Raw genomic sequence first — 21,323 nt, forward strand, 5'->3', positions numbered from 1 at the left:
GACATCGACAAAATGCTGTCTTTGTAAGACTATTGGAACTTGTAAAGGTTTAAAACTAAAAAAGCTAAATCTCTAATTTTAAGTCAGTCTTTAAACTGGATTTTGTAATTTGGCCTTTCGAAATAATAACCCAATGAGAAAAAAAGTGCGCCAAATTTTATTACTGCTATATATTGCATGCTCTTTTTCAAATTTTTACGGGCAAAGCCAAAAAATAAATCCTACTCTGATTTCAAAACTTAAAACGGATGTGGATGAATTTGTGGGCTATGATTCTTTTGGCTATAAATATCAGATACTGAACAACGTTTTTAGTAAAATAAAAGGAAGTGAGATTTTCGAATACAAAAACGTTTCTTTAGGAAACATTACTAAAGTTGATATTCAAAACCCTCTTAAAATTGTTTTATTTTATGAAGATTTTAATAGCGTTGTTTTGCTGGATAATCAACTGAATAAAATGACCGAAATTAACTTTTCGCAAAATACAATTCCAATTGTTGTAAGCGCTATTGGCATGTCGACACAAAATCAGCTTTGGATTTACAACACACTGAATCAGCAAATTGGGCTTTTTGATTATTTAAAAAATGAATACAAAACTGTCTCTGTTCCGTTAACCGAAAGCTTTAAATATTACCAAACCGACTTTAATACTTTTTATTGGATTGATAAAAACAACCATTGGTTCTCATGCGATATTTTCGGAAAAATCTCTAATCTTGGGAATGTATCCGATTTTGATAAAATCGAAATAATTGATTCTCAAAAGTATCTTTTTAGCAAAGCTAATTTGTTGTATATAAGTAACATTAGTAAATCGAATATGAGGACAATTTCAGAAATTGAAATTTTAGAAAAATCGTTTGACAAATTTTATTACAAAGACCAAATTTTATCTATTTTTACGGATAAAGAAATTGTAAATTATAAAATCGTAACACCGTAATGCACATAGCGATAGCAGGAAATATAGGCGCAGGAAAAACAACTTTAACTAAATTATTAGCTAAACATTTTAAATGGGAACCTCATTACGAAGATGTTGTTGACAATCCGTACTTAGATGATTTTTACCACCAAATGGAACGTTGGTCGTTTAATTTACAAATTTATTTCCTTAACAGCCGTTTTCGTCAAGTGCAGCAAATTCGCGAAAGCGGAAAAAAAATCATTCAGGACAGAACGATTTATGAGGATGCTTATATTTTTGCTCCCAATTTGTACTCAATGGGATTGATGACAAGCCGTGATTTCGAGAATTATACTTCTTTGTTTGAATTGATGGAATCTCTTGTAAAAGCTCCGGATTTATTGATTTATTTAAGAAGTTCTATCCCGAATTTAGTGGGACAAATTCACAAACGCGGACGCGAATATGAAAATTCAATTTCTATCGATTATTTAAGCCGTCTGAACGAAAGATATGAAGCCTGGATTCAGACTTACACAAAAGGAAAGCTATTAATTATTGACGTTGACAATATTAACTTTGTTGATAATCCGGAAGATTTAGGAAACATCATTAATAGAATTGATGCTGAATTAAACGGATTGTTTTAAACACGAATTACACAGATTTAAATGAAATAAAAAAATGCCTCTAAATAATTTTAGAGGCATTTTCTTTTGATTATCACAACAGATTTCTTAAACCTGTCAGGATAATGATTATTTATTTTACAGCATCAATTTTTGCCTGAACTTCTTCTTCTGTACCTTCATAAACTTCTGTAGTCGTTTTACCATTTTCAGTTTTAGTTACAGTTCCTTTAGTTTTTCCGTCTATGTTTGTAATTTCAACACGAACAGATTTTTTCTCATATTTACTGGTATCAAAACAATCTGTTTTTTGATGCACATATTTTCCGTTTTCATCATAATGTGCCAGACATTTTGCAGTTTCTTCTGCAGAACATCCTTTTTCTTTGCACATTTTAATACATTCTTCTTTTGTCATTCCAGATATGTCACCACATTTAGAAACTCCACTTGCATGCATCTCCATTTTAGCACAACAAGAACCTTTTTCTGTCATACCAGAAGACGAATGTCCGTCACCTAAAATTGGTGCAACAACTAATCCAATCAAACAAGTCAATTTGATCAAAATATTCATAGAAGGTCCTGAGGTATCTTTAAACGGATCCCCAACTGTATCACCGGTTACTGCAGCTTTATGTGCATCTGAACCTTTATAAGTCATTTCACCGTTGATCATAACTCCGGCTTCAAAAGATTTCTTAGCGTTGTCCCAGGCTCCGCCGGCATTGTTTTGAAAAACAGCCCAAAGTACGCCCGAAACCGTAACACCTGCCATGTATCCGCCCAACATTTCAGCAATCAACTGATTGTTATCTGAGTAAACTAATTTTCCTAAAAGTACAATTGCAATTGGAAAACCAATAGTTAATATTCCTGGAAGCATCATTTCGCGTAACGCAGCTTTTGTCGAAATTTCAACACATTTTCCGTATTCCGGTTTTCCGGTTCCTTCCATAATTCCCGGAATTTCCTTGAATTGGCGACGAACTTCATACACCATATCCATTGCTGCTTTCCCAACAGAATTCATCGCTAAGGCTGAAAAAACCACCGGAATCATTCCACCAACAAACAACATGGCCAAAACTGGCGCTTTGAAAATATTAATTCCGTCAATTCCTGTAAAAGTTACATAAGCCGCAAACAATGCCAAAGAAGTTAAAGCTGCTGATGCAATTGCAAATCCTTTTCCTGTTGCTGCTGTAGTATTTCCAACAGAGTCTAAAATATCTGTTCTTGTACGAACTTCTTTTGGCAATTCGCTCATTTCAGCGATTCCTCCTGCATTATCAGAAATTGGTCCGAAAGCATCAATTGCTAATTGCATTGCAGTTGTAGCCATCATTGCCGAAGCTGCCAGCGCCACTCCATAAAATCCAGCTAGAGCATAAGAAATCCAAATGGCGCCCGCAAACAATAATACGGTTGGGAAAGTAGAAATCATTCCAGTTGCTAAACCTGCAATAACGTTTGTTCCCGCTCCTGTTGACGATTTTTGAACAATTGCCATAACTGGTTTTGTTCCTAATCCCGTATAATATTCTGTTACTGATGAAATAGCTCCACCAACAACCAATCCAACTAAAGTAGCATAGAAAACACGCATAGAAGAAATTTGCTGTGATCCTTCTCCAAAAAATTCCATTGTCATTACTTCAGGCAACATGTGCTGTACCAAGAAATAACAAGCAATTGCAGTTAAACCAATAGAAACCCAGTTCCCTATATTTAATGCTTTTTGAACCTGAGCTTCTTTAGCATTATCATCTGAAATTTTCACCAACATTGTTCCAATAATCGAAAATAAAATTCCGAAACCGGCAATTGACATCGGAAGTAAAATTGGTCCAATTCCGCCAAAAGCATCATTAATGCTTCCTCCCATATCTTTTATAACATAGTTTCCAAGAACCATTGCAGCCAAAACGGTGGCCACATAAGATCCGAATAAATCAGCTCCCATACCGGCAACATCTCCCACATTATCCCCTACGTTATCTGCAATTGTCGCAGGATTACGCGGATCATCTTCCGGAATTCCAGCTTCAACTTTACCAACTAAATCGGCTCCAACATCAGCTGCTTTAGTGTAAATTCCACCTCCAACTCTTGCAAATAATGCAATTGATTCTGCACCTAATGAAAACCCTGCTAAAGTCTCTAAAACAACCGTCATTGTTTCGGTATCTTTCCAGACACCGCCAGATAATAAATGAAAGAATATTATAAAAAAAGCCGTTAGGCCTAAAACTGCCAATCCTGCAACACCAAGTCCCATTACAGTTCCTCCGCCAAAAGAAACTTTCAAGGCCTGCGGCAAACTTGTACGAGCTGCCTGTGTTGTTCTAACGTTTGTTTTGGTTGCGATTTTCATACCTATGTTTCCTGCATAAGCTGAAAATAATGCGCCAAATATGAATGCAATTACTATAAATAAATGTGTTTTTACTCCTGGAATAAAAGTAATCCCTGCCAAAGCTAAACTTGCAATAATTACAAAGATGGTTAATAGTTTATATTCTGCTTTTAGAAAGGCTAAGGCTCCTTCGTAAATGTAATCTGAAATCTCTTTCATCTTACCATCTCCAGCATCTTGTTTTAAAACCCAAGTCCTTTTTATTCCCATGAAAAGTAATCCTAAAATTGCCATGACAATTGGCAAGTAAATCATAAATGCATTCATAATATATTAATGGTTTTGGTTAATAGTCAATAAACTAACTAAAACGAATTTAAACAAAAAAGCAATACTCCTAACGGAGTATTGCTTTTTTTATAAATTATGAAGGCTAAAATTATTTAATGCTAAATAATCCTTCTGGTTTGTTTTCGATATCATCAAAACGTTTTGTGCACTCAGCAATAATTGCATAAGCTTCGTTAACGTCTCCCCATCCTTCTACATCAACTTTTTTGTTTTCAAGATCTTTATAAACCTGGAAGAAATGCTCGATTTCTTTTACTAAGTGTGGGTTCATATCTGAAAGATCATTTAATGAATTCCAGATTGGATCTGAAACTGGTACACAAATAATTTTTTCGTCTGGTCCTTTATCGTCTGCCATGTGGAAAACACCAATTGGCTTAACTTCCATTACACAACCAGGAAAAGTTGGTTCGTTTACTAAAACCAATACATCAAGAGGATCACCGTCTAAAGCTAAAGTTTCAGGAATAAATCCGTAATCTGCAGGGTACATCATTGAAGAGAATAACATTCTGTCGAAACGCATTCTTTTGATTTCAAAATCGTACTCATATTTATTTCTGCTTCCTCTTGGTATTTCGATTAATACATCGAAAGTCGTTAGTTTGTCTGCGGTCATTTTCGTTTTTTATTATATCTATAATTTCGGTTGCAAAAGTAACCAAACATTCTATTTTTACAATAAAAAAACAGGTTAAATTATCTCTATTATCTATTAAAAAACAAGCATTTAATACGTAATTGTCCGATTTCGCTTTTTTAGGTAATAATGCCAAAGCAAATATGTAGCATAAGAGCGATACGGACTCCATTGTTCTGCATGAATTTCCATTTCCTGCTTGTCATGAATATTCAATAATTCCTTGATTGTATTTATAACCGCAATATCACCCAGCGGAATTAAATCCGGCTCCTGAAGGCAAAACATTAAATATATATCTATAGTCCAGTTCCCTATTCCTTTTAGTCTGATAAGTTCTTCACGAACTTGTTTTGCAGATTTCTCAGCCAAACTTTCAATATCTAATTCTTTGCTTAAAACAGCCTCTGCCAGTATTTTAATATATTTTGTTTTCTGACGGCTTACGCCCAAATTTCGAAACTCTTCATCAGAAAGCAAAACCATATTTTCCGGATTACACGTTGTGTAAGATTTAATTTTCAAAAATGTGGCTTTAGCCGAATCTATAGACACCTGCTGTTCGAGTATCAATAATACCAAAGTTTCAAAACCCTGAGGACGTTTTGGAATTAGAGGTAATCCGTATTTTTCGATTATTTCCTGAAATATCGGGTTTTTATTCGTTAGAAAATCGATGGCTTCCTGCATTACTTTGGTTTTTAAGTCTATTCCAAAATTAGATAAAAAAAGAATCTCGCAAAGTCACAGAGGCGCAAAGTTTTTTCTCTCGCAGATTTTGCAGATAAAGCTGATTAATTACGATTTTAAATAAATCTGCTTTATCTGCAAAATCTGCGTGAAACAAAAAAAGCCGCAAAGATTTTAAACCTTTGCGACTTTGTAGCTTTGTATCTTTGCAACTAAGAATATTAAAAATAGAACCCGAAAGATCCTTTTACTGCAAATTTATTAGCATCCGGAGCGTTTAAGTAACTTCCTCTCCAGGAGAAATCAATCCTAAATACTTTGAATATATTTCCTATTCCGGCATTATATTCCCAGTATACATTTTCTGGCGCATTATACGGTTGTCCTGAAGCATTGATTGCACGGTTTGCATCAGAAATTGTTCCGTGAACGGCTTTAATACCAACAAATTCTCTCCAGTTGAGCTTTCTCATAAAAGGAACTCTGGCAAATAATCTTCCTCCAAAATCATGATTCCACTGCAAAGTGGTATACTGATCGGTTATAAATTCGTAGAAATTCAGGTTACTAAACGTGTTTTCAATTGTAAAGTAGGTTTGGTTTCCAGGAATTACACTCATTAAACCTAACGGAATTGTTCCAAATGTTTTTCCTGTTTCCAGGATAATATTTGATCTTCCTAATGGTCCAATTATAATAGGTTGTTTGTAGTATATCTGAATTTTTTCGTAAGCAAAATCGCTATTTAAAACTCCTTTTAAACCATAGCTGAAATTTATGAAGAAATGACTAAAAGGACTGTCAACAATATCACGTTCTACACCAAAACCAATAGTTTTGCGATTTGGCATATATTCAAACTGAATGTTTGCTTCAGATTGAGTTACCATACTTTCTACAACTCCGGCTGGATTAGCAGCACTTGGCAACGTTGTATAATAATCCAGACTAAATGTTGGCGACGCAGATTCGAGCGTTCGATATGAAAGACCTGTCTGAATAATAAAATTCTTTTTGGCCTCTATTTCAAATGATATATTACTCAGATTGATATTGGTTAATTTTCCGTTACTGCCTGTTGTAAATAAAGCCGAAGACGCAAAACTTCGTCCCAAAATATCATTGGTTGTAGTTAAACTGGCACCTATTTGTTCTATATCACGCCTGTTTCCTCCGGAAATAATGATTCGGTTTTTCTTATCGATCATCCATTTTCCCGAAACTCCGTATTTAAATTTGTTATCGTCAAAACCATAAGCGGTATAAGCTTGTATACGCCAAGGATCATTTGGTCCAAAATATGTTCTTCCTCCGGCACGAATTCTCAAACCTTCGACTTCATTATAACCAAAGGTTGAAAAAATAGGTCCAAAATCAAAGTTCTTAAACTCGACATAACCACTTCCTAAAATAGAGACGAGACTATACAATTGCTTAAATCGTTTAACAGTCTGCAAGGTGTCGAGCATTTTATAAATACCCTGTTCATCTTTATTTAATTTCTCGAAACGATTTTCTTCCCAGAATTCAGGAGGCCTGTCATATACGGCATTATCTATAAAATTGACTTCCTCTTTATAGAACTTCTCGGGCTTTTGAATATTGAATTTATGGTTGCGATATAAAGTGGTTCGTTTTCCATAAACTCCTTTTGATTTTTCTTTTTTATTCAAAGCAAAATCAGACATCATATAATCACGTGTCAGAAGAAAAACAGAATCGTTTTCGACTTCAAATTCCTGCTCGATATAAATATCTTTTACCCAGTTAATATTGGCGCTTTTGGTTACACCCATATTAATTTTCTTGATCGCAAAAGTGGTATCGTTAACCCAAAAATCTCCTTTAAACGTTAATTCGTTTTTACGTCTGGGATAAAAAACAATATTATAACACCATTTTTTGTCAATGTAGGCACTATCTTTCAGGACATAATTATACACATCGATTCCCGTTTTTGAAAGCGGACTTGTAAAACTCTTATCAAAAAATTTAAGGTGATTGTCGTAAATATTATAATCTGAATAAAGATCTTTTACGAAAGATAAAATCTGTTGATTTCCATTGAAACCGGACATTTTATTTCCATTCAGATTTTCTTTTACTTTCTTTAATTTATTATCACCATAAACATCGTAAACAGATTCATTAATAAAAATCGGAAGATATGTTTTTCCGGTAACCTCAGAAGTATCAACGTGATTAAAGACAAACTCCATTCCTTTGAACAGCTTGTTTTTCATAAAAGCACTATCAATCGTGTTCATATCAAACTCGACTTTTTCGTACTTCTCCATCTGATATTGATTGAATTGGTAAAGTCCGTTTTTACGCTTTCTTTCCCAAATTTTTCTCAAAATATCTAATGCGGGATTATTCTTTTTAGATGTTTTTCCGGTATAAATTACAACTTCGTTTAACACTTGTTCTTCAAATAAAACAATTTTAAAATTGTAATTAACTGCTTTTTCCAGAGGAACTTCTTTATCTGTAAACCCTGCTGATGTAACTAATAATGCTGTATAGGTATTAGGCGATTCAAGATAAAAACGTCCGTCTTCATTAGAAACGATTCCGGTATTTGAACCTTTGAAAACAATATTTGCAAAAGGTACTGGCTGATTAGATTTGTCCAAAACAATTCCACTCACTTTTGTTTGTGCAGTTCCAAGATTCACAAAGGCGAATACAAAAAATAGGCTGAGTAAAATTATTCTTTTTATCATTTGGCAAAAAAAAACTTCATCAATTAATTATGACTGATGAAGTTTTATAAGTATTGTTGATTTTTTTATTTGTACATTACTTTCTTTACTGCTTTTACTACATCAGCTGCATTTGGCAACCAGTCTTTTAGTAAAACAGGAGAGTAAGGTGCAGGAGTATCAGCAGTTGTAATGCGCTGAATTGGCGCATCAAGAAAATCGAAAGCCTGTTCCTGAACGATATAAGTGATTTCAGAAGAAATACTGGCAAATGGCCAAGCTTCCTCAAGAATTACTAGACGGTTTGTTTTCTTAACAGAAGTAAGAATAGCATCTTTATCCATAGGACGAACTGTTCTTAAATCGATAATCTCGCAAGAGATACCTTCTTTAGCTAATTCATCAGCAGCGATAAAAGCTTCTTTGATGATTTTTCCAAAAGAAACAATTGTTACATCTTTTCCTTCACGCTTAACATCTGCAACTCCTAATGGAATTGTATATTCTCCGTCTGGCACTTCTCCTTTATCACCATACATTTGCTCAGATTCCATAAAAATTACAGGATCGTTATCGCGAATTGCAGATTTTAAAAGCCCTTTTGCATCATAAGGAGTTGAAGGTACAACAACTTTAAGTCCCGGAGTATTAGCAAACCAGTTTTCTAAAGCCTGAGAGTGAGTAGCTCCTAATTGACCTGCAGAAGCAGTTGGTCCGCGGAAAACGATAGGCACATTAAATTGTCCCCCTGTCATTTGACGCATTTTAGCAGCATTATTTATAATTTGATCAATACCAACTAAACAGAAGTTAAAAGTCATGTACTCTACAATTGGTCGGTTACCATTCATAGCTGAACCTACCGCAATTCCTGTAAAACCAAGCTCAGCAATTGGAGTATCGATTACTCTTTTTTCGCCAAACTCAGCAAGCATTCCTTTTGAAGCTTTGTATGCTCCGTTGTATTCCGCAACTTCTTCGCCCATTAAATATATGGATTCATCGTGACGCATTTCTTCGCTCATCGCTTCGCAAATGGCCTCTCTAAATTGTATTGTTCTCATATTTATATTGTATGTTGAATTTTCTGAAGAGCAAAAATAAATATTTTAAATCACTTAAAAGCATAAATTGAATTTAAAATCTTACTTCCCTATCCTTCAATTCTGCTTTTTCTGATGTAACTTTTAATGTAACTTTTACGAAATCGATATAATTGTTCTTATTTCTTCCTAAAAAGCATTTTTCAGACAAACTCAGCTTTTTTTGTTTGATTCTGATTCTTCAAATTCTTTTGGTATAACTCAACAATTCATAAAATATTATAATCCTTACAAATTTTAACACCTACCCCTTACCAGGGCATTACGAAATTACTAACAATCAGATAAAATGAATGCATTTTTGCTTTTTTACCAAGATAAATCACCCTGTAAATTTCACAATCTTCGAAAACGTAATAGTTTTAAAAAAATATTATGCACGCATAGTATATTATTTCGATTTTAATTTCTAAATTTGTCAAAGCATATTATAAATTATAAAATATATACTTATGAAAATATTAGTTTGCATCAGCCATGTGCCTGATACTACTTCAAAAATCAACTTCTCCAATGGTGATTCAGAATTTGATACCAATGGTGTACAATATGTAATTAATCCTAATGACGAGTTTGGTTTAACACGTGCAATCTGGTTTCAGGAACAACAAGGTGCAACGGTAACTGTTGTTAATGTTGGAGGACCGGATACTGAACCAACTTTGCGTAAAGCACTGGCAATTGGAGCAAACGAAGCTATTCGTGTAAACGCTAATCCAACTGATGGATTTTTTGTTGCAAAACAACTTGCCGAAGTAATTAAAAATGGAGGTTACGATCTTGTAATTGCAGGAAAAGAATCTTTAGATTATAATGGTGGAATGGTTCCTGGAATGATTGCAGGAATTTTAGGTTCTAACTTTTTAAACTCTTGTACAAGTTTAACTGTTGATGGAAACAACGTAAAAGCGGTTCGTGAAATTGATGGTGGAAAAGAAACTGTAAGCACTACTCTTCCTTTGATTATTGGTGGTCAAAAAGGTCTTGTAGAAGAAAAAGATTTACGCATCCCAAACATGAGAGGGATTATGACTGCCAGAACAAAAGCCTTAACTATTCTTGAGCCAGTTGACGCTCCAGTAAATACAAAAGCAGTAAAATTTGAAAAACCAGCTCCAAAATCAGCAGTGAAATTAGTTTCTGCAGATAATTTAGATGAGTTAATCAATTTATTACACAACGAAGCAAAAGTAATCTAGTAATCAGTTTTCAGTCGCAGTTTTCAGCTCACAAACCTGAAACCTGAAACTTTAAACTTTTAAACAAAAACATTATGTCTATATTAATATATGCAGAATCTGCAGAAGGAAAATTTAAAAAAGTTGCTTTCGAATTAGCTTCTTACGCTAAAAAAGTAGCAGAAACTTTAGGAACTACAGTTACAGCTTTAACTGTAAACATTAGCGACGTTAGCGAATTGGCAAAATACGGAGTTGATAAAGTACTAAAAGTAAACAACGATAAACTAGCTGGTTTTACTGCAAAAGCTTATGCTGATGTAATTAAACAAGCTGCTCAAAAAGAAGGAACAAAATTGGTTTTACTTTCTTCTACAACAGATAGTATTTACCTTTCATCATTGGTTGCAGTAGCTTTAGAAGCTGGTTTTGCATCAAATGTTGTGGGATTACCTTTAAGCACTTCTCCTTTTCAGGTAAAAAGAAATGCTTTCTCAAACAAAGCGTTCAATATTACAGAAATCAGTACAGATGTAAAAGTTCTTGGACTTGCTAAAAACTCTTACGGAATTTTTGAAAGTGCAGGATCTGCGACTGAAGAAGATTTTAACCCTACAATTGGTGATAATGACTTTGGTGTAAAAGTAGAATCTGTTGAAAAAGTAACCGGAAAAGTTTCTATTGCAGATGCAGATATCGTAGTTTCTGGCGGACGTGGATTAAAAGGCCCTGAAAACTGGGGATTAGTTGAAAATCTTGCTGCTGTTTTAGGCGCTGCAACGGCTTGTTCTAAACCAGTTTCTGATTTAGGATGGAGACCTCACAGTGAGCACGTTGGACAAACAGGAAAGCCGGTTGCAACAAACTTATATATTGCAATAGGTATTTCAGGAGCGATTCAGCATATTGCCGGAATCAACTCATCTAAAGTAAAAGTGGTTATCAATAACGATCCGGAAGCTCCTTTCTTTAAAGTTGCAGACTACGGTATTGTTGGTGATGCATTCGAAATTGTACCTCAATTAACAGAGAAATTAAAAGCATTCAAAGCGCAACATTCTTAATCTAAGAATTCTCTATAATATAGCTGCCTAAAAACAAGATAATCGTATCTTTGTTTTAGGTAGCTTTTTTGTTCCATATTTTTTGATTAAAATTGCACCATTATTTTCCAATCAAAAAAAGTATTAAAATGAGGCATTAAATGCCCTTTTTTACCCATATATATGAGTCTAGTAAAATTATCTATAAAAGGAATTTCATACAGTCAAACTCAAAATGGCGCTTATGCCTTAATTTTGAATGAAGTTGATGGCGAAAGAAAGCTGCCAATTGTAATTGGCGCTTTTGAAGCTCAATCTATTGCCATTGCCTTAGAAAAAGAAATTAAACCACCTCGCCCATTAACACACGATTTATTCAAAAACTTTGCAGAAAGATTTGATATTGTGGTAAAACAAGTGATTATCCATAAACTTGTTGACGGTGTCTTCTACTCTAGTCTGATTTGCGAGAGAGACAAAATTGAAGAAATTATTGATGCCCGAACTTCTGATGCAATTGCTTTAGCGTTGCGTTTCAATGCTCCAATTTTTACTTATAAAAACATTTTAGATAAAGCTGGTATTTATTTAAAATCGAATACAGCAGATGCAGATCAGGGTTCTCAGGAAATAGATGATGTACTTTCTAATCCTGAAACTTTTGGACACGAAGAAGAAAGCAACCAATCTGGAGATGTATATGCAAAACATAGCCTACAAGAACTTAACGAACTTTTAGATCAGGCAGTTTCTCAGGAAGACTATGAAAAAGCAGCAAAAATTAGAGACGAAATCTCTCGAAGATAAATATGTTTAATCGTTAAACCGTTTATTCGTTAAGTCGATTAAACGATTAAACAATTAACCGAATAAACAATCATGAAGCAATACTTAGATTTAGTAAAACACGTTTTAGAAAACGGCAATCAAAAAGGAGACAGAACCGGAACCGGAACTAAAAGCGTTTTTGGTTACCAGATGCGTTTTGATTTAAGTGAGGGTTTCCCAATGGTTACAACTAAAAAACTTCATTTAAAATCTATCATTTACGAATTGCTTTGGTTTTTAAAAGGCGATACAAATATCAAATACCTTCAGGAAAACGGAGTTAAAATCTGGGATGACTGGGCTGATTCTAATGGTGATTTAGGACCTGTTTACGGACATCAATGGAGAAACTGGAACAGTGAAGAAATCGATCAGATTTCTGAATTAATTACAGAATTAAAAACGAATCCAAACAGCCGCAGGATGCTGGTTTCTGCCTGGAATCCTTCGGTTTTACCAGACACAAAAAAATCATTTGAAGAAAATGTAGCAAACAACAAGGCCGCTTTGCCTCCTTGTCATGCTTTTTTTCAGTTTTATGTTTCGAGTCCCGATCTTGAAAAAGGGGAGACAAAAGGCAAACTTTCCTGTCAGTTATATCAAAGAAGTGCTGATATATTTTTGGGAGTTCCCTTTAATATTGCTTCTTACGCGTTATTGACTATGATGATTGCCCAGGTATGTGATCTTGAAGCTGGTGATTTTATTCACACCTTTGGAGACGCACATATCTACAATAATCATTTTGATCAATTAGAATTGCAACTTTCAAGAGAGCCAAAACCACTACCAAAAATGATTTTAAATCCAGAGATTAAAAACATCTTTGATTTTGATTTTAATGACTTCACACTTGTAGATTACGAACCACACCCTGGCATAAAAGGAAGTGTTGCTGTATAAATAAAATTCAAAAAGAATCCGCTATTTGAGCGGATTCTTTTTATACAACTAATACGCCATTTTCGCTTCCGGCAAAATCATTCCATTTATAAGAATCTGCTTCCGGATCGTTGATATAGATCCCATCAATTACATACTTAAACTCGTAAATTGCATCTTTTACTAAGTCGTAAGTTGCTTTAAAAGTTCCGTTTTTTAATTTACTCAGCGCCCCTTCTTCTGCATTCCAATTATTAAAATCCCCTACCACAGCTGCTGAATTTGCGTCTTTGGCTTCTACAGAAAATGTAACTTTACATACTGGCTTTGTTTTGATAAATTGCTTCTTTAAAGACATAACTATTTAGTTTTTAGATTTATACATCTAAATTACATAAAAGCCCCTGAACTTTCAATAGACCAATGTTCGATTTGTGACTATAGCAAAAACACAATATATTTTTTACAGTACCCATAAATTAATCTGTTAAAAATTCTGAAATTCAGATTCTTAACTACCGTTAATCCAAATATTCTATTGACAGAATACCGTGATTTCAAAATAAATTCTAACTTTATAACCTCATTCATTTATTATCTTATGGAAAAAGAAGTACACGAGCAATATGAATATGCAAGAAGAAGACTCAGACAAAAGAAAATCTTATATTTTCATTTTGTACTTTTTCTAATAGGCAGTCTGTTTTTATTTGTTGCCAACAGATTTTTTGGCTTTGGAGCCAATACAAACCAAAACTGGTGTATCTGGGGAATTACGATATGGCTTTTTCTGTTTATTCTACACTTTATAAAAGTATATATTACAGACCGATTCATGAATAAAAAATGGGAAAGAGAGCAAATTGACAGACTTGTTGCTTTACAGCAAAAAAGAATTAGTCAATTAGAATCAAGAGTAAATGAGGATACTGAAAAATAAAATTTAGTTTTAGAATGCCATGATTATAATGATAGCGGCTGTTGCCGAAAATAATGCCCTTGGAAAAAACAATGAATTAGTTTGGCACTTGCCAAATGATTTTAAGAGATTCAAATCACTTACAACGAATCACCACATCATAATGGGAAGAAAAACTTTTGAAAGTTTCCCAAAACCGCTCCCAAACAGAGTTCACATTGTGATAACGCGCCAAAACGATTATAATCCTGAAGGATGTATTGTAGTTGACAGTATTGAAAAGGCGATCGCTATGTGCCCGGAAGATGAAGATTCATATATTATTGGAGGAGGTGAAATCTATACTCTTGGATTACCTTACAGCGACATTATAGAAATAACTAAAGTGCATCACACGTTTGATGCTGATACTTTTTTCCCAAAAATTAATGATAACGAATGGCTTCTGGTAGAATCTGAAGAAAATTTCAAAGATGAAAAACATCTTTATGATTACACTTACGAAACCTACATTAGAAAATAAAAAAAAACATCCTCTTTTGAAGGATGTTTTTTAAAAAAGATTGATTTTTTTGATTGAACTTACTCAGGAAATAATTTTGATAAAAAAAATCACAAATGTTAAAAACATTTGAAAACTGAATAACATTTAAAATTGAGAATTAATCTCAAAAAGGGCCTTTAATAACAAATACCACTAAGATATTAAAGGCAAGAAAATTAAAATTTCCAAAAACAAATTTAATCCTAAGAACGTACTTTTGCACTTTAAAAAAATAGTATTGTAATTTAAGTAACAACACTTCCAAAACTACTTACAAGAACAAATGAATTACCAGCGCAAAAAAAAGCATTCATTTGATTTAAGTTCTTTCTGTTTAATCAATCATTAAAATTTTCATCATTTTATCTTTAGCAAATGTGGGCATAAATTCAGCATCCCACAATACCCACTTTTAGTGATTTTTTACAAATACCAACATTTAGCTAGGCCTGATAAGCACTAAAAATCAAAAGACAAACCCGGCTTAAATCTCTTCTTTTTAAACATTTAGTTTACAATTTAAAAAAGCCAATTACAGTTAAGTCAGATTGTATTATATTTGCGTAAATAAAAAAAATGTCTGAAAAAATAACTCCATATAAAGACTCTTCTTTAGGTAAAAAAGAGCAGGTTGCCCAAATGTTTGACAACATCTCCGGGAACTACGATAATTTAAACCGTGTTATATCATTTGGTATCGATGTCAAATGGCGCAAAAAAGTATTAAAAATAGTATCTGATACTAAACCAAAAATTATTCTTGACATTGCAACTGGAACTGGTGATCTTGCTATTTTAATGGCGCAGACTAAAGCTGAAAAAATTATCGGTTTAGATATTTCTGCCGGAATGCTTGAAGTTGGAAAAAAGAAAGTTGAAGAAAAAAAGTTATCCAATATTATTGATTTAGTTTTAGGCGATTCCGAAAACATTCCTTTTGAAGACAATTATTTTGATGCGATAACTGTGGGATTTGGAGTTCGAAATTTTGAAAACTTAGAAAAAGGTTTTGCCGAAATATTGAGAGTTTTAAAACCAAATGGTGTTTTTGTTATCCTGGAAACTTCGGTTCCTGATAAAACTCCTTATAAACAAGGTTACAACTTTTACAGTAAAAACATCCTTCCAATTATCGGAAAACTATTTTCAAAAGACAACTCAGCTTACGGATATTTATCAGAATCAGCAGCAGCTTTTCCTTATGGTGAAGCGTTGAACAATATTTTGAGAAAAATTGGGTTTATAGATGTTGTGGCTATGCCTCAAACCTTTGGAGTTGCAACCATTTATTCTGCTTCTAAAAAATAGTATGAGAAAAACAGTAATCGTAATTTTATTAGTCTTATCGACAAAAGGATATTCGCAATTTGCTAAAAGCATGTTTAGCAAAGATCCCATTATTAATTTAGAGAACTGGCAAAAACAACGCCTGTACTTTGGTTATTACTTAGGCTTTAATAGTTTTGACTTTAAATTCGATTACAAAAATCCTGTTCAGGAAGATATTCAGGTAAAAAAAACTACCGGCTTTAATGTTGGTGTTGTTGCCGATCTAAGATTGCAGGAATATATCAATTTACGTTTTGAACCGGGTTTATACTATACAAAACGTGATTTATATTTTCCTGGAGTTGGCAATTTAGAGAAAGATTATTTAAGAGAAGTAAACAGTACATACATCCATTTTCCTTTATTACTGAAATTTTCAGCTTTACGTACGGGAAATATTCGTCCTTATTTAGTGGGCGGAATGTCTACTACTTTAAACTTATCAAGTAACTCAAAATCTCAGGATGATAACTGGCAGCAAAAATTCAGAGTTAAACCATGGACAGCTGCTTATGAACTTGGTTTTGGAATAGATATTTTTACCGAATATTTTATTTTCTCGCCTTCTGTAAGAGGTATGTTTGGCATTACCGATGAGTTAATTCGCGACAATGTGACTGCTGAACATCCTGTAAGTCCATACACAGATAATATAGACTCCATGAAATCCAGAGCTATTTTAATAAATTTCACTTTTCATTAAAACAATTGCTTAACTATTTCGTTTAAACTCACTAAGAATAATTGCTGTTGCGGTGGCTACATTTAAACTTTCGGTTTTTTGAAGTTCCCCAAATCTTGGAATTGTAAGTCGGCTGGTTACCATTTTTTCAATTTCTGCAGAAATACCATTTGCTTCATTACCCATAATAATGATACCATCTTGTGGCAAATCTGTCTGATAAATGTTATCTCCGTCCATAAAAGTTCCAAAGACAGGTAGTTTCGCTTGACTGATAAAGGTTTTCAGATCAACATAATTTACATTTACTCTGGCAATAGACCCCATTGTAGCCTGAACCACTTTTGGGTTATAAATATCTACTGTTTCTTTAGAGCAAATAATTTGTTTAATTCCAAACCAGTCACAAAGACGCAAAATTGTTCCTAAATTTCCGGGATCACGTATATCATCTAAGGCAACAATTAAGCCGGAATCGATTATTTTGTTTTCGGCAGGAATTTTGAAGACTGCCAAGCAGGAATTTGGAGTCGACAAAGCACTTATTTTTTTAAGTTCCTGGTCATTAATAAGTGTTCGTTTTGAAGACTGAACAGTTTCAAAATCATTTTGTGTGGTGTATAAATGCTCTAATTCAAAATTGGATTGCAACAATTCTTGAATTACTTTTACTCCTTCAGCAAAGAATAATTGATTTGCAAAACGTTGCTTTTTTTGATGTAAACCTGAGATAAGTTTTATTTGGTTTTTACTAACCATAAAATAATGTACTTTTGAATTAAATATTTAAAATCACTTGAAAAAGAATTCCACAAAAATAATAGCATTTATCCTAATAGCAATATTTATTTCTGCTTGTAATGCCATAAAAAGAGTTCCCGATGGAAAAAATCTTCTTGTAAAAAATAATATTCTGGTTAATGGAAAGTCGTCAAACGACGAAACTGCAGCTAACCAAATGTACCAAAAACCAAATGGAAAGTTATTAGGCTTCAAATTACGTTTAAATTTATACAATTTAGCCAATTTACATCCTGATTCTACCTACAAAGCAAGATTTGACAATCATCCGGGCAGATATGAACAATGGTCAAAAGTATTATCTGCAAAACAAGTAGATCGTCTTGGACAATCTTTTTTATATAAAGGTATTCACGAATTCTTAAAAAACACCGGAGAACCACCAGTAGTTATTGACACTGCAAAAACCAAGAAAACCTTACTGCGTTTAAAATACTATTATTTAAATAATGGCTACTTTAAGGTAAAAACAGATTACGATATTGATAGTATTGGACTTAAAAAAGCCAAAATAAACTATAACATTACCACAGGTCCGGCTTACAAACTAGATTCTATCAGAACTACGATTTTAACTCCGGCTCTGGATTCATTATACAAAGTAAGCAGAGAACCTTCTGTTTTAAAATCTGGAAATCAATATAAAACCACTGATTTTGAAGAAGAAAAAAACCGAATTACAACTTATTTCAGAAATAGTGGTGCTTATTATTTTCAACCTACATATGTAACTTTTGATATTGATACTATTGGTAAAAAAGACAAAGCCGATGTAAACCTTATCATTAGCAATAATAGTATACAGGAGAAAGATTCAAGCCGTACCGAACCTTTTAAATTGTATAAAATTAGTGATGTAAACATTTATACCGATTATTCTGCAGCCAATGCCAAGACAAAAATTACAGATAGTACGACCTACAACAACTTTAATTTATACAGTTACAAAAAATTAAAGTACAAACCACGTGCTATTACTGACGCTATTTTTATTACAAAAGGAAGTACATTTTCAGACACAAGAACAACCCTTACTTCCCGATATTTAAATAATTTAAAAATATTCAATTACCCTTCTATTCAATATGAAGTTGACAAAAGAGACTCAACAGCACAATCGTTAATTGCAAAGGTTTATTTAACACCAAGAAAAAAATACAGTTTTGGCGCAACCTTAGATCTTACACACTCTAATATTCAGGATTTTGGTATTGGAGCCAGTCTTTCTGAAACGATTCGAAATGTTTTTAATCGTGCCGAAACTTTAGAAATTTCGACCCGTATGAATATTGGTTCTTCGCAGGACATGGCAAATCCGAATAATAATTTCTTTAATGTCTCTGAATACGGAGTAGATTTAAAACTGAATTTCCCAAGGATTCTTTTGCCTTTTGGAACAGAAAAGATTATTCCGAAAAGAATGATCCCGTCAACATCCATTTCAAGCGGTTTTTCTAAACAAAGAAATATTGGTTTAGATAAAGAAAACTTTACGGGAGGAATTGCATACAACTGGTCTCCAAAACGTCATAATACAGCAAAATTAGAATTACTTAATGCACAATATGTACGTAATTTAAATCCTGATAATTATTTCAACGTTTACACTTCTTCTTATGACGAATTGAATGGCATTGGTAGAGACTATAACGAAAATCCTCTCAACTGGGGAGATACACCTGAAGAACAAATCCATAAAAACCTAACTATTCCTGATGGAACAACAGGTTTTACAAATGATGTTTTTAACAATAAAACAACTTTAAGACCTGGAGATCCTCTGTACAAAGATGTAGAAAGCATTGAAGAAAGAAGAGTACGTTTGACCGAAAATGACTTTATATTAGCGACAAGTTATACTTTTACCAAGACTACTAAAAAAGATCTTGCAGATAACAATTTCTATCAGTTCAAAACCAAAATAGAATCAGCAGGAACTTTATTATCAGCCGTTTCAAATATTGCTAAACTGCAAAAAAACGACAAAGGCAACTACGAAATATTCAATCTGGAATATTCAGAATATATTAAAACAGAGTTTGATTATATCAAACACTGGGATTTTGGAAAAGAAAAAGTATTGGCAGTTCGAAGCTTTTTTGGAATCGCGATTCCATTTGGAAACTCAGATTATATCCCATTTTCGCGAAGTTATTATTCGGGAGGTTCAAATGACAACCGTGCATGGCAACCTTACTCTTTGGGTCCGGGAAGTACCGATGCAATGGATGATTTTAATGAGGCCAATATGAAGATTGCACTTAGTGCCGAATTTCGATTTAAAATTCTGGGAGATGTTAAAGGAGCCCTCTTTGCAGATGCCGGAAATATCTGGAATGTGCTCGATAATGTCATCGATGAGAAGGCAAGATTTAACAACGTAAACGATTTAGCTGAAATTGCTTTAGGTTCAGGATTTGGTTTACGCTACGATTTAAGCTTCTTTGTTGTTCGATTAGATTTAGGCTTCAAGACCTATAATCCGGCGCATGAGAAGGGAGATCGCTGGTTCAAGGAATACAATTTTGGTCACTCGGTTTTAAATTTTGGAATAAATTATCCTTTCTAATGCTAATTAATTCTTATTTTTGCAACCTAAAAACTAAAAACAACTATAAAAAAAATTACAATGGCACACAATATTAAACCAGGAGTAGCTACAGGAGATCAGGTTCAGGAGATTTTTAATTATGCGAAAGAAAAAGGATTTGCTTTACCTGCAGTAAACGTTACTGGATCTAGTACAATCAATGGAGTTCTTGAAACTGCTGCTAAACTAAATGCACCAGTTATCATTCAGTTCTCAAACGGAGGAGCTCAATTTAATGCCGGAAAAGGATTATCTAACGCAGGTGAAAAATCAGCAATCGCTGGAGGAATCGCCGGAGCAAAACATATTCACACTTTAGCAGAAGCTTATGGTGCAACTGTAATTTTACACACTGACCACTGTGCAAAAAAACTTTTACCTTGGATTGATGGTTTATTAGATGCTTCTGAAAAACATTTTGCAGAAACAGGAAAACCATTATTCAGTTCTCATATGATCGATTTGTCTGAAGAGCCAATCGAAGAAAATATTGAAATCTGTAAAGAATACCTGGCTAGAATGAGCAAAATGGGTATGACATTAGAAATTGAACTTGGTATTACAGGTGGTGAAGAAGATGGTGTTGACAACTCTGATGTTGACAGCTCAAAATTATATACTCAACCAGAAGAAGTAGCTTATGCTTACGAAGAATTATCTAAAGTAAGCCCTAAATTTACAATTGCTGCTGCTTTTGGAAACGTTCACGGTGTTTACAAACCAGGAAACGTAAAATTAACTCCAAAAATCTTAAAAAATTCTCAGGATTTCGTACAAAACAAATTCAACACTGGACACAACCCGGTAGATTTCGTTTTCCACGGAGGTTCAGGTTCTACACTTGAAGAAATTAGAGAAGCTATTGGATACGGAGTTATCAAAATGAACATTGATACAGATTTACAATTTGCATATACTGAAGGAATTCGTGACTATATGGTAAACAACATTGAGTATTTAAAAACTCAAATTGGTAACCCAGAAGGTGCTGATGTTCCTAACAAAAAATATTATGACCCAAGAAAATGGGTTCGTGAGAGCGAAGTAACATTCAATGCAAGACTTGAACAAGCTTTTGCAGATTTAAATAATGTGAATACACTATAATAAAAAGTTTCAGGTTTAAAGTTTCAAGTT

19 protein-coding genes are annotated in these 21,323 nt (G+C 33.6%); 12 read left to right on the forward strand and 7 right to left on the reverse strand.

The window, feature by feature from the left end; all coding sequences use genetic code 11:
* Positions 1–133 precede the first annotated feature (133 nt).
* Both OLM51_RS00395 and OLM51_RS00400 read left to right on the forward strand, forming a co-directional pair.
* Complete coding sequence (locus OLM51_RS00395) at positions 134–949, forward strand: hypothetical protein (RefSeq protein WP_264552461.1); 816 nt, start codon at positions 134–136, stop codon at positions 947–949.
* Complete coding sequence (locus OLM51_RS00400; RefSeq protein ID WP_089052568.1) at positions 949–1,563, forward strand: deoxynucleoside kinase; 615 nt, start codon at positions 949–951, stop codon at positions 1,561–1,563. Before OLM51_RS00395 ends, OLM51_RS00400 begins: the two co-directional genes overlap by 1 nt.
* 112 nt (positions 1,564–1,675) lie before the next feature.
* Here the strand turns inward: OLM51_RS00400 and OLM51_RS00405 are convergent, their stop codons facing one another.
* The 5 genes from OLM51_RS00405 to OLM51_RS00425 all read right to left on the reverse strand — a co-directional run bounded on the left by OLM51_RS00405 (position 1,676) and on the right by OLM51_RS00425 (position 9,351).
* A complete protein-coding gene (locus tag OLM51_RS00405) occupies positions 1,676–4,228 on the reverse strand; it encodes a sodium-translocating pyrophosphatase (RefSeq protein ID WP_264552462.1) in 2,553 nt (850 codons plus the stop codon).
* 112 nt (positions 4,229–4,340) lie between these two features.
* Entirely contained in the window at positions 4,341–4,871 is a 531-nt protein-coding gene (locus OLM51_RS00410) for an inorganic diphosphatase (RefSeq protein WP_155101359.1), read from the reverse strand.
* Positions 4,872–4,982: 111 nt separating this feature from the next.
* Positions 4,983–5,582 carry a DNA-3-methyladenine glycosylase family protein gene (locus OLM51_RS00415; RefSeq protein ID WP_264552463.1) on the reverse strand — a complete coding sequence of 200 codons (600 nt, stop codon included), beginning with the start codon at positions 5,580–5,582 and terminating at the stop codon, positions 4,983–4,985.
* Positions 5,583–5,803: 221 nt separating this feature from the next.
* Complete coding sequence (locus tag OLM51_RS00420; RefSeq protein WP_413614528.1) at positions 5,804–8,308, reverse strand: DUF5686 family protein; 2,505 nt, start codon at positions 8,306–8,308, stop codon at positions 5,804–5,806.
* A 65-nt stretch (positions 8,309–8,373) separates the two neighbouring features.
* Positions 8,374–9,351 (reverse strand): pyruvate dehydrogenase complex E1 component subunit beta, encoded by a 978-nt coding sequence (locus OLM51_RS00425; protein WP_264552464.1) that lies wholly within the window; start codon positions 9,349–9,351, stop codon positions 8,374–8,376.
* A gap of 491 nt (positions 9,352–9,842) precedes the next feature.
* Here OLM51_RS00425 and OLM51_RS00430 point away from each other — a divergent pair, with 491 nt between their 5' ends.
* The 4 genes from OLM51_RS00430 to OLM51_RS00445 all read left to right on the forward strand — a co-directional run bounded on the left by OLM51_RS00430 (position 9,843) and on the right by OLM51_RS00445 (position 13,342).
* On the forward strand, positions 9,843–10,589 hold the full coding sequence (locus OLM51_RS00430; RefSeq protein WP_264552465.1) for an electron transfer flavoprotein subunit beta/FixA family protein: 747 nt from the start codon (positions 9,843–9,845) through the stop codon (positions 10,587–10,589).
* Between the two features lie 74 nt (positions 10,590–10,663).
* On the forward strand, positions 10,664–11,632 hold the full coding sequence (locus OLM51_RS00435) for an electron transfer flavoprotein subunit alpha/FixB family protein (RefSeq protein ID WP_264552466.1): 969 nt from the start codon (positions 10,664–10,666) through the stop codon (positions 11,630–11,632).
* A 162-nt stretch (positions 11,633–11,794) separates the two neighbouring features.
* Positions 11,795–12,418 carry a bifunctional nuclease family protein gene (locus tag OLM51_RS00440; protein ID WP_264552467.1) on the forward strand — a complete coding sequence of 208 codons (624 nt, stop codon included), beginning with the start codon at positions 11,795–11,797 and terminating at the stop codon, positions 12,416–12,418.
* 72 nt (positions 12,419–12,490) lie between these two features.
* On the forward strand, positions 12,491–13,342 hold the full coding sequence (locus OLM51_RS00445; protein WP_264552468.1) for a thymidylate synthase: 852 nt from the start codon (positions 12,491–12,493) through the stop codon (positions 13,340–13,342).
* A gap of 40 nt (positions 13,343–13,382) precedes the next feature.
* Here OLM51_RS00445 and OLM51_RS00450 read toward each other — a convergent pair whose 3' ends face one another.
* Positions 13,383–13,679, reverse strand: a complete 297-nt coding sequence (locus tag OLM51_RS00450) for an isoamylase early set domain-containing protein (protein WP_264552469.1) — start codon at positions 13,677–13,679, stop codon at positions 13,383–13,385.
* Between the two features lie 243 nt (positions 13,680–13,922).
* Between OLM51_RS00450 and OLM51_RS00455 the strand changes: the two genes are divergently transcribed.
* The 4 genes from OLM51_RS00455 to OLM51_RS00470 all read left to right on the forward strand — a co-directional run bounded on the left by OLM51_RS00455 (position 13,923) and on the right by OLM51_RS00470 (position 16,816).
* On the forward strand, positions 13,923–14,261 hold the full coding sequence (locus OLM51_RS00455; protein WP_264552470.1) for a 2TM domain-containing protein: 339 nt from the start codon (positions 13,923–13,925) through the stop codon (positions 14,259–14,261).
* Between the two features lie 19 nt (positions 14,262–14,280).
* Positions 14,281–14,763 carry a dihydrofolate reductase gene (locus OLM51_RS00460; RefSeq protein WP_264552471.1) on the forward strand — a complete coding sequence of 161 codons (483 nt, stop codon included), beginning with the start codon at positions 14,281–14,283 and terminating at the stop codon, positions 14,761–14,763.
* Between the two features lie 597 nt (positions 14,764–15,360).
* Positions 15,361–16,092, forward strand: a complete 732-nt coding sequence (ubiE, locus tag OLM51_RS00465) for a bifunctional demethylmenaquinone methyltransferase/2-methoxy-6-polyprenyl-1,4-benzoquinol methylase UbiE (protein ID WP_264552472.1) — start codon at positions 15,361–15,363, stop codon at positions 16,090–16,092.
* Between the two features lies 1 nt (position 16,093).
* Positions 16,094–16,816, forward strand: coding sequence for a porin family protein (locus OLM51_RS00470; RefSeq protein WP_264552473.1), 723 nt, complete (start codon positions 16,094–16,096; stop codon positions 16,814–16,816).
* Between the two features lie 9 nt (positions 16,817–16,825).
* On the opposite strand, the gene OLM51_RS00475 is transcribed toward OLM51_RS00470, so the two are convergent.
* Positions 16,826–17,554, reverse strand: coding sequence for a TrmH family RNA methyltransferase (locus tag OLM51_RS00475; RefSeq protein WP_264552474.1), 729 nt, complete (start codon positions 17,552–17,554; stop codon positions 16,826–16,828).
* Between the two features lie 37 nt (positions 17,555–17,591).
* Here OLM51_RS00475 and OLM51_RS00480 point away from each other — a divergent pair, with 37 nt between their 5' ends.
* The gene (locus tag OLM51_RS00480; protein WP_264552475.1) at positions 17,592–20,165 is read left to right on the forward strand and encodes an outer membrane protein assembly factor; all 2,574 of its coding nucleotides are present in this window, start codon (positions 17,592–17,594) and stop codon (positions 20,163–20,165) included.
* A gap of 60 nt (positions 20,166–20,225) precedes the next feature.
* The gene (fbaA, locus tag OLM51_RS00485; RefSeq protein WP_264552476.1) at positions 20,226–21,293 is read left to right on the forward strand and encodes a class II fructose-bisphosphate aldolase; all 1,068 of its coding nucleotides are present in this window, start codon (positions 20,226–20,228) and stop codon (positions 21,291–21,293) included.
* Positions 21,294–21,323: the final 30 nt, after the last annotated feature.

This window comes from Flavobacterium sp. N2038, from assembly GCF_025947185.1.
GTDB lineage: Bacteria > Bacteroidota > Bacteroidia > Flavobacteriales > Flavobacteriaceae > Flavobacterium.